The organism is Pseudomonas sp. ACN5, from assembly GCF_002303975.1.
In the GTDB taxonomy this organism is placed as follows: domain Bacteria; phylum Pseudomonadota; class Gammaproteobacteria; order Pseudomonadales; family Pseudomonadaceae; genus Aquipseudomonas; species Aquipseudomonas laurylsulfatiphila.
The window spans coordinates 239,117-253,145 of sequence record NZ_MRCP01000005.1 but is presented as its reverse complement, the minus strand read 5'-3'; the positions used below and the strand labels follow the sequence as shown (position 1 = coordinate 253,145).

Annotated in this window: 9 protein-coding genes; 2 read left to right on the top strand and 7 right to left on the bottom strand. The window is 61.3% G+C overall.

Translation table 11 applies throughout. The features are described 5' to 3' along the window. Positions 1-34: 34 nt before the first annotated feature. The 7 genes from BSF40_RS12120 to leuC form a co-directional block, all read right to left on the bottom strand. On the bottom strand, positions 35-2,656 hold the full coding sequence (locus BSF40_RS12120; protein WP_095965298.1) for a FimV/HubP family polar landmark protein: 2,622 nt from the start codon (positions 2,654-2,656) through the stop codon (positions 35-37). Positions 2,657-2,861: 205 nt separating this feature from the next. Beyond that, a complete protein-coding gene (locus tag BSF40_RS12115; RefSeq protein WP_095965297.1) occupies positions 2,862-3,872 on the bottom strand; it encodes an aspartate-semialdehyde dehydrogenase in 1,011 nt (336 codons plus the stop codon). A gap of 282 nt (positions 3,873-4,154) precedes the next feature. Beyond that, positions 4,155-5,267: an aspartate-semialdehyde dehydrogenase gene (asd, locus tag BSF40_RS12110; protein WP_007975660.1), complete on the bottom strand. Its 1,113-nt coding sequence runs from the start codon at positions 5,265-5,267 to the stop codon at positions 4,155-4,157. Between the two features lie 66 nt (positions 5,268-5,333). Further along, positions 5,334-6,416, bottom strand: a complete 1,083-nt coding sequence (gene leuB / locus BSF40_RS12105; RefSeq protein WP_095965296.1) for a 3-isopropylmalate dehydrogenase — start codon at positions 6,414-6,416, stop codon at positions 5,334-5,336. A gap of 65 nt (positions 6,417-6,481) precedes the next feature. Then, entirely contained in the window at positions 6,482-7,249 is a 768-nt protein-coding gene (locus BSF40_RS12100; RefSeq protein WP_095965295.1) for a class I SAM-dependent methyltransferase, read from the bottom strand. A 147-nt stretch (positions 7,250-7,396) separates the two neighbouring features. Next, entirely contained in the window at positions 7,397-8,041 is a 645-nt protein-coding gene (gene leuD / locus BSF40_RS12095; RefSeq protein WP_095965294.1) for a 3-isopropylmalate dehydratase small subunit, read from the bottom strand. Positions 8,042-8,051: 10 nt separating this feature from the next. Then, positions 8,052-9,470, bottom strand: a complete 1,419-nt coding sequence (gene leuC / locus BSF40_RS12090) for a 3-isopropylmalate dehydratase large subunit (protein WP_008047334.1) — start codon at positions 9,468-9,470, stop codon at positions 8,052-8,054. A 148-nt stretch (positions 9,471-9,618) separates the two neighbouring features. Here leuC and BSF40_RS12085 point away from each other — a divergent pair, with 148 nt between their 5' ends. After that, a complete protein-coding gene (locus BSF40_RS12085; protein WP_007975654.1) occupies positions 9,619-10,509 on the top strand; it encodes a LysR family transcriptional regulator in 891 nt (296 codons plus the stop codon). A gap of 67 nt (positions 10,510-10,576) precedes the next feature. Next, entirely contained in the window at positions 10,577-13,855 is a 3,279-nt protein-coding gene (locus tag BSF40_RS12080; RefSeq protein ID WP_095965293.1) for a PAS domain S-box protein, read from the top strand. Positions 13,856-14,029: the final 174 nt, after the last annotated feature.

Here is a 14,029-nt window from a genome sequence, read left to right as displayed (position 1 = left end):
CGGGCTGCCGCTTTGTTTACAACGTACCGATCACTCAAGCCAGGCGCGAAAGCATCTCCCTGGCTTCGCTCTTCTGCTCGTCACTGCCTTCGCTCACGACCTCATTGAGGATGTCGCGGGCACCGTCGCTGTCTCCCATGTCGATATAGGCCTGCGCCAGATCGAGCTTGGTAGCGGCTTCATCGGTACCCGAGAGGAAGTCGAACTCGTCATCGCCATCCAGTGCGGCATCGGCTTCGGTAAAGGTCGGCTCACCGATGCTGTTGGACAGGCTTTCCAGCTCGGCATTGACATCATCCAGCTCGGCGGCGAACGCATCCGGTGTGCTCATTTCGTCGGCCAGCGACAGGTCGAAGTCGGCAGGCAAATCCAGATCATCCAGCGCAACGTCAGGAACAGCCGGAGTTTCGACGACGGGAAAATCCTTCACGCCCTCATCCAGATCCAGCAGGAAATCATCTTCAGCCAGCATCGCCGGCGAGGGTTGCGCACCGAGATCCAGGTCAAGGTCGAAGTCCGACAGATCGTCGAGGTTTTCCTTGATTTCAGTCTGTTGCTGCAACACCGACTCAAAACTCAGATCGTCATCCAGCGGGAATTCGTCCAGATCCGCCAAAGCCGCCACTTCAGGCTCCGGTACAGGTGCCGGTGCCGGTGCAGGCGCCACTGGCTGGATCGTGTCCAGATCATCCAGGCTCAGGTCGAAGGCGCTGTCGAGGTCATCCTCGAACGACGTCGGTTCCGGCGCGGGTGCTTGCGGCTCATCGAGCAACAGGTCCTTGACGTACTGCGCGTCCAGTTCGGCCGCAACGGCGGCGGCGGCGATGCCACCGGCAGCCACCAGCGCCATGGCCGGGAAGCGGCTTTTGAGCTTTTCCACCTGGGCGAAGTTGTCGCCATTGGCCACCAGCTTGCGCTCCTGGCTGACGAACGCATCGCGGTCGCCTTGCTGGCCGTAGACTTCCATCAGCTTCAAGCGCAAATCGCTGCGCTGCGGCTCTCGCTTGACGCCGTCCTCCAGCAACGCAGCCGCCTGGTTCAGGCGACCGGCATCGATGTGCGACTGAGCCTGGCCCAGTACATCGTCGGAACGCTCGGCAGCCGGCGACACCAATGGCGCGGCGATCGGCGTGGTCATCACGACCGGGGCAATGACCGGCGCAGGCGCGGGAGCTGGCGTCGGTGCAGTCGCCAGCTTCACGCTTGGCGACGGAACTTCCAGGCCTTCGAAGCTGCTTTCCGGCAAGTCGAGATCGGCCGAGAATGGCTGTTCTTCAGCCAGGGCACGCGCCATGCGCTGATGCTTCTCGGCTGCTTGCTGGGCTTTGCGGCGGCGCGCCAGCAACAGCAGCAAGAGCAGCAGAACGACAGCACCGCCACCCACCAGGCCCAGCAGCACCGGATTGCTCAGCAACTCATTGAATTTCTGATCGTCGGATGCGGCCGGCGTCGTCTCGACAGGTTGCCCGACCGGCGCCGCAGCTGCCTCGGGCGCCGCGGCCACAGGCGCAGTGTCTGCCGGCGCAGGTGCAGCCGGGTTGGGCGCCAGCTCGGCCGACATTGCCGGAGCCGTTGCGGTGCCTGGCGCGCCAGCCGCGCCCTCGGCCTGCAACTTGGCCAGTTGATTGTTCTTCAGCTCGATCAGGCGCTGCAGCTTGTCCACCTGGCTTTGCAGGTCGGCCATGCGGCTTTTCAGTTCGGCGTTATCACGACGACTGGAGTCGAGGCTTTCCTGAGTCACCGCCAGCTTGTTGCTAAGGGCCGCAGCATCGCCGGCAGGTCCTTTGCCACGATTCTTGCCGGACTCGGCAGACACCAGGCTCAGTTTGTCGCCGGCCGCTTGAGTCGGAGCAACATCGGTGCGAGCGCGATTGGTGGCGTCCAGTTGCTGCTGCCCTGCCCCGGGCTTGGCGACATAACGGCGCCCCTGACGCCAGGCCTTGTTCTGCGCGGCCACTTCGGCGATGGCCTTGGGTTGCGGCAGGTTCGTGCTCTGCGCCTGATCCGGCATACGCAGCACCTGGCCGGTTTTCAGGCGGTTGATGTTGCCGTCAATGAAGGCGTCCGGGTTCAGCGCCTGAATGGCCAGCATGGTTTGCTGGATCGAACCGCCATTACGCGCTTTCGCGGCGATTTCCCACAGGGTATCGCGCCGCGTAGTGGTGTATTGCGACGGTTTGGTCGCGCCGGTGACCGGCGCAGCGACGGTTGAAGTCGGTGCGGGCTGCGCAGCCGCATCAGCGGCTTGCGGCGAGAATTTCGATGGATCGAGCAGCACACTGTAGTCGCGCAGCAAACGGCCATTCGGCCACATCACCTGAACCAGGAATTTCACCATCGGTTCGGAGAGCGGCTTGCTGGAGGTCACGCGCAGGATGCTTTTGCCGTTGGCGTTAAGCACCGGGGTGAAGGTCAAGTCATTCAGAAACGCCTGGCGGTCGACGCCGGCCTTGGCGAAATCTTCCGGCGAAGCCAGGCTCGGCACCAATTCGGCAGCGGTGAGGTCCTTGACATCGAGCAGCTCGATTTCCGCCACCAGCGGCTGGTTGAGCGTCGATTTCAGGGTCAGTTCCCCGAGCCCGAGGGCATGCGCCATACCGGAGGACAGCGCCGAGGCGGCCGCTATTGCTAACACCAGTTTGCGAACTTGAACCATTAGCTCATCCTTAGTTTGAACATTCCTCGGCCAGCGAGAAGATATTGATAGCCGCCGCCGTACGGCATTGCGTGAAACGACGAAGGTCGTCGCGCGCGATCATTTGATTGATGCCCCGCAAAGCCCCGCGGAGTGGCTCGCCTACAGCACTCCGGCAAGCATAGGCTCGTGCGGAATCAATCGACAAATTGTTGCAAAGTATCTTTTACAGCAGGTCTTTAATCAACAACTCAGCCAACTGCACAGCGTTGAGCGCGGCGCCTTTGCGTACGTTATCTGACGTCAGCCACAAATTAAGTTCCGACAGGTCGTCGATACCGTGGCGAACCCGCCCCACGTAGACCACATCCTGGCCTACCGCGTCACCTACCGGCGTCGGGTAATCGCCCGCCTCGACCAGCTCGATACCGGGCGCGTCTTCCAACGCAGCATTGACTTTGGCCAAATCAATGTCCTTTGCGCACTGCAGGGTCACGCTATAGCTATCGCCAAAAAACACGGGGGCTTGAATGCAAGTGACGGAAATCTTCAATGAAGGCAGCGCCATGACCTGACGCAGCTCACGCACCAGGCGTTTTTCCAGCAGCGTATGACCTTGTTCATCCGGCTTGCCGACCTGGGCCAACAGGTTGAAGGCCATCTGCCGGTCAAAGAATTTCGGTTCCAGCGGCCGCACATTCAGCAGCTCGGCGGTTTGCCGGGCGAGCTCACTCACGGCTTCACGGCCCTGGGCCGATACCGCCAGGCTGGCGGTCAGGCTGACGCGCTGCAAATCGAGCACATCCATCAGCGGCGCGAGCACCACCGCCAGCGTGGTAGCCGAAGGACTTGGACTGCTGACCAGAAACGGCTTTTTCAAGCCCGCCAGCACCTGAGCGTTGGCCTCAGGCACGACCTGCGGTGCCTTATCCGCCGGCAAGGCACCGGACAGATCGATCACCGAGCAACCGGCATCGTTCGCACGGGAAGCAAAACTCAAGGAAACCGCCGGGCCGGCGGCAAAAAATGCCAACTGCACCTTGCTGAAGTCGAACTCATCGACTTCCCGCACCCGCACGTTCTTGCCACGAAAGGGTACGGAACTGCCGGCCGACTCGCTGCTGGCCAACAGGTGCAGGGTGCCGATCGGGAAATCGCGCTCTTCGAGAATCTGCACGAGTGTTTCGCCGACAGTACCGGTGGCGCCGATCACGGCAATATCAATGGTCTGGCTCATGGTTTTACCTCTGGCGAAACGGGGGGAGCGGCACTTTACCGGGTGGTGGGGATGCAGGCAATTCTGCCGGATATTTACGCTGGCTGTACCGGCCCCTTCGCGGGCAAGCCCGCTCCCACAGTGTTCGGTGTCGAGCACAAGGTTTGTGTACACCACTGAAACCTGTGGGAGCGGGCTTGCCCGCGAAGAGGCCGGTACGGGCAACCCATAAACGTCAGACAGTCAGGGATAAAAAAACCCGCACCTCTTTCAAGGCGCGGGTTCTTTCATTGCATCAGTCGATCAACGCTCGAGCAGGATCCGCAACATGCGACGCAGCGGTTCGGCCGCGCCCCACAGCAACTGGTCGCCGACGGTGAACGCGCCGACGAACTGCGAGCCCATGTTCAGCTTGCGCAGACGGCCAACCGGGATGTTCAGGGTGCCGGTGACCTTGTTCGGGCTCAGCTCCTGAATGCTGGTCTCACGGCTGTTCGGCACCAGCTTGACCCAAGGGTTGTGCTGGCTGATCAACCCTTCGATATCGGCGATCGGCACGTCTTTGTTCAGCTTGATGGTCAGCGCCTGGCTGTGGCAGCGCATGGCGCCGATGCGCACGCAGATGCCATCGACCGGGATCGGGCTCTTGAAGCGACCGAGGATCTTGTTGGTCTCGGCCTGGGCCTTCCACTCTTCACGGCTTTGACCGTTCGGCAGTTCCTTGTCGATCCACGGGATCAGGCTGCCAGCCAGCGGTACGCCGAAGTTTTCGGTCGGGTACGCGTCGCTGCGCATGGCTTCGGCCACACGACGGTCGATGTCGAGGATCGCGCTGGCCGGATCGGCCAGTTGATCGGCGACAGCGGCGTGGGTCGCGCCCATCTGCTTGATCAGTTCACGCATGTTCTGCGCGCCGGCACCGGAGGCCGCCTGATAGGTCATGGCGCTCATCCACTCGACCAAACCGGCTTCGAACAGGCCACCGAGGCCCATCAGCATCAGGCTGACGGTGCAGTTGCCGCCGATGTAGTTCTTGGTGCCCGCATCGAGCTGCTGGTCGATGACCTTGCGGTTCACCGGGTCCAGCACGATCACCGCGTCATCCTGCATGCGCAGGCTCGAAGCGGCGTCGATCCAGTAGCCCTGCCAGCCGGCTTCGCGCAGCTTGGGGAAGACTTCGCTGGTGTAGTCGCCACCCTGGCAGGTCAGAATCACGTCGAGGGTTTTCAGCTCTTCAATGCTGTAAGCGTCCTTGAGCGGAGCAATGTCCTTGCCCACGGACGGGCCTTGGCCACCGACATTGGAAGTGGTGAAAAACACCGGCTCGATAAGATCGAAATCCTGCTCTTCCAGCATCCGCTGCATGAGCACGGAACCGACCATACCGCGCCAACCGATCAGACCTACACGTTTCATCGCAACTACACCTTCTTGAAATGTGGGCCGCTGCCTTGTCTTGAATTTGGCAGCGGGCCCGAGAGATTACAGATTCCGCAGCGCGGCGACTACTGCGTCACCCATTTCCTGCGTACCGACTTTAGTGCAACCGACCGACCAGATGTCACCTGTGCGCAAGCCCTGATCGAGCACCAGGCTCACGGCTTTCTCGATGGCGTCGGCGGCAGCCTGCTGATTGAAGCTGTAACGCAGCATCATCGACACCGACAAAATGGTCGCCAGCGGGTTGGCAATGCCCTTGCCCGCGATGTCCGGTGCCGAACCGTGGCACGGCTCGTACATGCCCTTGTTGTTGGTGTCCAGGGACGCCGACGGCAGCATGCCGATGGAACCGGTGAGCATCGAAGCCTGGTCGGACAGGATGTCGCCGAACATGTTGTCGGTGACGATCACGTCGAACTGCTTCGGTGCACGCACCAGCTGCATGGCGGCGTTGTCGACGTACATGTGGCTCAGTTCGACTTCAGGATAATCCTTGGCCACCTGCTCGACCACTTCACGCCACAGCTGGCTGGAAGCCAGTACGTTGGCCTTGTCCACCGAGCACAGCTTCTTGCCGCGCACCATGGCCATGTCGAAGCCGACACGGGCGATACGACGGATTTCGCTTTCGCTGTACGGCAGGGTGTCGTAGGACTGACGCTCGCCGTTTTCCAGGGTACGGGTGCCACGCGGGGCACCGAAATAGATGCCGCCGGTCAGTTCGCGAACGATCAGGATGTCCAGCCCGGCAACGATTTCCGGCTTCAGGCTGGAAGCCTCGGCCAGTTGCGGGTACAGAATCGCCGGACGCAGGTTGCCGAACAGGCCCAGTTGCGCACGGATTTTCAACAGGCCGCGCTCAGGGCGGATGTCACGCTCGATGGTGTCCCATTTCGGGCCACCAACCGCGCCCAACAACACAGCATCGGCCGCGCGGGCACGCTCCAGGGTTTCATCGGCCAAAGGCACGCCGTGTTTGTCGATGGCCGCGCCACCGATCACGTCGTGGCTCAGCTCGAAGCCCAGAGAGAACTTGTCACTGGCCAGTTCCAGCACCTTGACCGCTTCGGCCATGATTTCCGGGCCAATACCGTCACCTGGGAGAATCAGAATCTGCTTGCTCATGCTTTCCTCATGTCATCAGTCGGTGCACCCTGGGGCGCTCCCGGAAAAATTCTATCGCTCGATACCTATCGTTCTACAAACAGCACCAGTACATCGGTACTGAACGAACCATCGGCCTCAATCTCAAAATATTCGCGCACTTCGTTGCCCATGGACTGCTGCAACTGGCGGATCGCCGCGCGCATCACTTCAGGGGTGCGCATGCGCTCGACCCAGCTGTTGTACTCCAGGCGCAAGCGCTGACGGGTGGTACTGCGGGTGTGCAACCCCGCCTCACTGACCTGACGCAACCACTCTCCGGCGGAATAATCGCGCACATGGCTGGTGTCACGCAGCACTTCGACGCTTTGCAGGTAAGTGTCGAACAACGGACTGCCCGGTGACAACACGTCGACAAATGCCGCCACGCCACCCGGTTTCAACACCCGGCGCACTTCCCGCAGGGCCACGCCCAGGTCGCTCCAATGGTGCGCCGAATAGCGGCTGAAGACGAAATCGAATTCGCCATCGGCGAACGGCAGGCGCTCGGCGGCACCGTTGACCGTGGACACATTGCTCAAACCCCGCTCGGCAGCGGCAACCGTCACCACATCGAGCATCTGTTGCGACAGGTCGTAGGCCACGACTTCCTTGACCAGCGGCGCTACGTGGAAACTCACGTGACCGGCGCCGCAACCCAGGTCCAGGACCCGGGCATCGCCCTGTCCCGCCAGTTCGGCCTGTAGCAGCGCGAATTCAGTGCCTTGAGCGTGGACGGCGCTGCTCAGGTAGGCGGCTGCCTGTTCACCGAATTGCTTTTGGACTACCTGACTGTGCTGGGCGGTGCTGGTCATGGGGACTTCCTTTTTGGGGTGAGCCTTGCGTTGTCTGGTCGGCCGTCTTCGCGAGCAAGCCCGCTCCCACATTGGAACGCATTTCAAAATGTGGGAGCGGGCTTGCTCGCGAAGAGGCCGGCCCTGCCTACATCAAATTCAGATCAATCACGCGTCGCGAAACAACCAGGGCTGGCTCGCCCGGTGCTTGGCCTCAAACGCTGCAATCGCATCACCGTCCTGCAAGGTCAGGCCGATATCGTCCAGGCCGTTGAGCAGGCAATGCTTGCGGAACGCATCGATTTCAAAGCTCAACACCTTGCCGTCAGGGCGGGTCACGGTCTGGGCTTGCAGATCGACCTGCAACTGATACCCCGGATTGGCCTCCACTTGCTGGAACAGTTCGTCGACTTCCGCATCGCTCAGGATGATCGGCAGCAAGCCGTTCTTGAAGCTGTTGTTGAAGAAGATGTCGGCATAGCTCGGCGCGATGATGCTGCGGAAACCGTACTCTTCCAGCGCCCACGGCGCGTGTTCACGACTGGACCCGCAACCGAAGTTCTCACGGGCCAGCAACACGCTGGCGCCCTGGTAACGCCCGGCATTGAGGACGAAGTCTTTGTTCAGCGGACGCTTGGAGTTGTCCTGGTACGGCTGCCCCACATCCAGGTAACGCCATTCATCGAACAGGTTCGGGCCAAAACCGGTGCGCTTGATCGACTTCAAGAACTGCTTCGGAATGATCTGGTCGGTGTCGACGTTGGCACGATCCAAAGGCGCGACAAGTCCAGTGTGCTGGGTAAAAGCTTTCATGCTGCGCTCCTTAAATCAATTCACGGACGTCGACGAAACGACCGTTTACGGCAGCGGCCGCGGCCATGGCCGGGCTGACGAGGTGGGTACGGCCACCGGCGCCCTGACGGCCTTCGAAGTTACGGTTGGAGGTCGAGGCGCAATGCTCGCCACTTTCCAAACGGTCCGGGTTCATCGCCAGGCACATCGAGCAACCCGGCTCACGCCATTCGAAACCGGCTTCGAGGAAAATCTTGTCCAGGCCTTCCGATTCAGCCTGAGCCTTCACCAGGCCCGAGCCTGGAACGACGATGGCCTGCTTGATGGTCGAGGCCACTTTGCGGCCCTTGGCGATCACCGCGGCGGCGCGCAGGTCTTCGATCCGCGAGTTGGTGCAGGAACCGATGAACACGCGGTCGAGCTGGATGTCGGTAATCGCCTGATTGGCGGTCAAACCCATGTATTTCAAGGCACGGACGATGGAATCACGCTTGACCAGGTCCATTTCCTTCGCAGGATCCGGCACGTTCTGGTCGACTGCCAGTACCATTTCCGGCGAGGTGCCCCAGCTGACCTGCGGCTTGATTTGCGTTGCGTCGAGCTCGACCACGGTGTCGAATCTGGCGTCGGCGTCAGACACCAGGTCTTTCCAGGCTTCGACGGCCAGGTCCCACTCCGCGCCTTTCGGAGCGAACGGACGACCCTTGACGTATTCCACAGTCTTTTCGTCTGCAGCCACCAGGCCTACGCGAGCGCCGGCTTCGATGGACATGTTGCAGATGGTCATGCGGCCTTCCACGGACAGGTCGCGAATTGCACTGCCGGCGAACTCGATGGCGTGGCCGTTACCGCCGGCGGTGCCGATCTTGCCGATCACGGCGAGCACGATGTCCTTGGCGGTCACGCCGAACGGCAATTGGCCTTCGACGCGCACCAGCATGTTTTTCATTTTCTTGGCGACCAGGCACTGGGTGGCGAGCACATGCTCGACCTCGGAAGTGCCGATACCGTGGGCCAATGCGCCGAATGCGCCGTGGGTCGAGGTATGGGAGTCGCCGCAGACCACGGTCATGCCCGGCAAGGTGGCGCCCTGCTCCGGGCCGATGACGTGGACGATGCCCTGGCGAACGTCGTTCATCTTGAATTCGACAATGCCGTATTCATCGCAGTTGTCATCGAGGGTCTGGACTTGCAGGCGCGAGACCTGGTCAACGATGGCGTCGATGCCACCCTTGCGCTCCGGGGTGGTCGGTACGTTGTGGTCCGGGGTCGCGATGTTGGCATCGATGCGCCATGGCTTGCGCCCGGCCAGACGCAGGCCTTCAAAGGCTTGCGGCGAAGTCACTTCGTGGATGATGTGACGGTCGATGTAGATCAGCGCAGAGCCATCGTCGCGCTGCTTGACCAAATGCGAATCCCAGAGCTTGTCGTAGAGCGTTTTGCCGGCCATCAGACGGTTTCCTCATCAGCTTGTTTCTATGCCCCGGATTTTGAATGACTCAATAACCCCTTGGCTTGTGAGGTCGATCCTATGGGGTTACATTAAATAACTCAAATTCATATTTTTTATGCTTTGGATAACCAACTGGAATGCGAACATGGACCTGGCCAACCTCAATGCTTTTATTGCCATTGCCGAGACCGGAAGTTTCTCCGGCGCAGGTGAACGGCTGCACCTGACCCAGCCGGCCATCAGCAAGCGCATCGCCGGACTGGAGCAGCAATTGAAGGTGCGGCTGTTCGATCGCCTGGGCCGTGAAGTGGGCTTGACCGAGGCCGGGCGCGCCCTGCTGCCACGGGCCTATCAGATTCTCAATGTGCTGGATGATACGCGCCGCGCCCTGACCAACCTCACTGGCGAAGTGACCGGCCGTCTGACCCTGGCCACCAGTCACCACATCGGCCTGCACCGCTTGCCGCCTTTATTAAGGGAATTCACCCGACGCTACCCGCAAGTGGCGCTGGATATTCAGTTTCTCGATTCGGAAGTGGCCTACGAGGAAATTCTCCATGGCCGCGCAGAACTGGCGGTCATCACCCTCGCACCGGAACCCCACACACTGGTCAAGGCCACACCGGTGTGGGACGACCCGCTGGATTTCGTGGTCGCCCCGGAGCATTCACTGCTCAACAACGGCAAGGTCAGCCTGGCGGACATCGCCCGACACCCGGCGGTATTCCCCGGCGGCAACACCTTTACCCACCACATCGTGCAACGGCTGTTTGAAGCCCAGGGCCTGACACCCAACATCGCCATGAGTACCAACTACCTGGAAACCATCAAGATGATGGTCTCGATCGGCCTGGCCTGGAGTGTCCTGCCGCGCACCATGCTCGATGACCAGGTGGCGCGCATACCTTTGCCGGGCATACAGCTCACTCGCCAGCTAGGCTATATCCTGCACACGGAAAGGACGCTGTCGAATGCTGCGCGGGCCTTCATGGCCTTGCTGGACGCTCAACTCGATCTGCCAGGGACTCAAGGCTAACTTGTGCTACTCCTATAGAGCCGCGAATGCCTGCAACAAACGCCCAACACCAGCCCAAGGCTTGCCAATGCCGAAATCTGTAGACCGTATTCCGCCGATGCCGCGTATCCAGGCAATTGATCCGAAAAGCTCCGAACAGAGCTGGGAAAGCGCCTCGCAATTGCTGGCCGCGCTCAACGGTGCGCGCCTGGGCGCCTGGTATTGGGACATCGAGCGCGGGCAGATCAGCTGGTCCCGGGGCACGCAGGCGCTGTTCGGGTTCGATCCACGGCAACCGCTGCCCCATGACCTGGAATACCTCGACCTGCTGCCACCCGAGGATCGCGCCAAAACCGTTCGCGCCTTTCACGCGGTCATTGGCGGTGCGCCACTGGAGCAGGCCATGCACCACCGTATCCGCTGGCCCGACGGCAGCCTGCACTGGCTGGAAATCAGCGGCAGCCTGTTGCCGGACAAGCATGGCCGGCCGCGGATGATTGGCGTGATCCGCGAGATCACTCACCAGCGCCAGCGTGAGCAGGCCTTGAGCAGCTCGGAAAAGCGCTTCGCCACCCTGTTTCACCTGTGCCCGAACATGGTTCTGCTGACCCGCCAGGAAGACGGCCTGATTACCGAAGCCAACCAGTATTTCGAAAGCCTGTTCGGTTGGCCTGTGCAAAACGCGATCGGGCGCACCACCCTGGAACTGGGGCTGTGGGTACACCCCGAGCAACGGACCGATCTGGTCAAGGCCACTAAAGCCAAAGGCGATGTGGTCAGCATGGAAGTGCAGTTTCGTGCCAGCAACGGCCAGATCCATGACGGCATCCTCAGTGCGCAAAAAGTCGAGCTCGAGGGCCAGCCCTATCTGCTGAGCACTTTTCTCGACACCACCGAACGCAAAGCCGCCGAACACGCCCTCAAGGACAGCCAGGAACGCCTCGACCTGGCCCTGGATTCGGCGCAACTCGGTACCTGGGACTGGCACATTCCCAGCGGCATGCTCTACGGATCGGCACGGGCCGCCCAACTGCACGGTCTGGAAGCCAAACCCTTTCACGAATCCTTCGACGCGTTTTTCGAAGGCGTGCCCGGCGAAGAGCGCGACACCATGCGCGACGCCTACCGCAGCCTGCGCGAAGGCCCGGCCGGCAACTATCAATTGACCTACCGCGTGCAATTGCCCGACGGCAGCTCACGCTACCTGGAAAGCCGCGCCCGCCTCTACCGCGATGACAACGGCGTGCCGGTGCGCATGGCCGGCACCTTGCTCGACATCACCGACCAGGTGGAGCGCGAACAACGGCTGGTGGCCTCCGAAGAAAAATTCGCCACGCTGTTCCAGGTCAGCCCCGATCCGATCTGCGTCACCCACCAGGACAGCGGCCAGTTCATAGAAATCAACTCCAGCTTCACCCAGACCTTCGGCTGGAGCGCCGCCGATGTGATCGGCCGCAGCGCCGACGAAATCGGCCTGTGGGACGCCTCGGCGAAAAGCCTGCGACGGATCGAACAAGTGATCCGCGAACAAGGCCTGAACAACGTCGCCATTCTCGTCCAGCACAAGGACGGACAGGCCCTGACCTGCGTGATTTCCAGCCGCCAGATCAGCGTCGGCGACCAGGCCTGCATCGTCACCACGCTGCGCGACATCACCCAGCAACAACGCTCGGAAGCGGCGCTCAAGGCCAGCGAAGAGAAATTCGCCAAGGCCTTCCACTCCAGCCCCGACGCCATCACCATCACCGAGCGCGACACCGGCCGCTATCTGGAGGTCAACGACGGTTTCTGCCGCCTGACCGGCTACCGCGCCGAAGAAGTGGTGGGGCGCACGGTGTACCAGGTCGGGATCTGGGCGGAAGAAAAACAACGCTCGGCGCTGCTGGCCGAATTGCAGATCAAGGGCCGGGTTCATCACCAGGAAATGCTCGGGCGCAACAAGCGCGGCGAACTGCTCACCGTCGAAGTCTCGGTGGAGCCGATCACCCTCAACGAAACCGCCTGCCTGCTGTTGACCGCGCGGGACGTGAGCCTGCTGAAAAACGCCGAAGCACAGATTCGCCATCTGGCCTACCACGACCCACTGACCAACCTGCCCAACCGTGCCTTGCTGATGGACCGCCTGAGCCAGCAGATCGCCCTGCTCAAACGGCATAACCTGCGCGGCGCGCTGATGTTCCTCGACCTCGACCATTTCAAGCACATCAACGACTCCCTCGGGCACCCGGTGGGCGATACCGTGCTGAAAATCATCACCGCGCGCCTGGAGGCCAGCGTGCGCATGGAGGACACCGTTGCACGCCTGGGTGGCGACGAATTCGTGGTGCTGCTCAGCGGTCTCGAAGGCTCGCGCAGCGAAGTCAGCGATCAGGTTCGGGAACTGGCCGACACCCTGCGCGACCTGCTGTCCGAACCGATGTTCCTCGACGGCCAGCGCCTGCAAGTGACGCCCAGTATCGGCATTGCGCTGATCCCCGATCACGGCTCGACCCCGACCGACCTGCTCAAGCGCGCCGACATTGCGCTCTATCGCGCCAAGGACTCGGGGCGCAATACCGCGCAGATGTACCACAACACCATGCAGAAGGCCGCGAGCGAACGCCTGCGCATGGAAACCGACCTGCGTCTGGCCCTGTCCCGGGGCGAGTTTCGCGTGCATTACCAACCCCAGGTCGACGCCCGGGGCGACCGCATCGTCGGCGCCGAGGCCCTGGTACGCTGGAATCATCCAGAGCTCGGCGCACAGTCACCCACCGAGTTCATCAAGGTGCTGGAAGACAGCGGACTGATCCTGGAGGTCGGCACCTGGATCCTCGACGAAGCCTGCCAGGCCTTCAAGAAATTGATCGACCGGGGCCTGGTGAACCCGTACAAGTTCAGCCTGTGCGTGAACATCAGCCCGCGCCAGTTCCGCCAGAACGATTTCGTTGAACGCGTTGAAAACAGCCTCGCCACCTATGGGCTGCCCTGCACGTTGCTGAAACTGGAAATCACCGAAGGCATCGTGATCCAGAACCTGGAAGACACCATCGGCAAAATGCGCCGCCTGAAAAAACTCGGTGTGAGCTTCGCCATGGACGACTTCGGCACTGGCTACTCCTCGCTGACCTACCTCAAGCGCTTGCCGGTCGATACCCTGAAAATCGACAAGTCGTTCATCCGCGACGCCACCAGCGACCCGAACGACGCCGAGATCATCCGCGCCATCGTCGCCATGGCCCACAGCCTGGATTTGAAAGTGATTGCCGAAGGGGTGGAAACAGCGGAGCAGCTTGAGTTCCTGCAGGGGCTGGAGTGTCATTTCTACCAAGGGTATTTGCACAGCCCGCCGCTGCCGGTGGAAGAGTTTCAGTTGTTGCTCAAATAGACGTTGGGGGGATCATTCTCACGCGCCAATTATCAGACAACCTGAGTAAAGAACACTCCTACACCAGATAAAGAAACGCCTGATTTATGCCTGCCTTCCACTTGCCTAACGTGCCCGCCCCTGCAGACAACAAAAAGGCGGTGCAGGCATGAGGCGCTCTCGCATCACGGACGG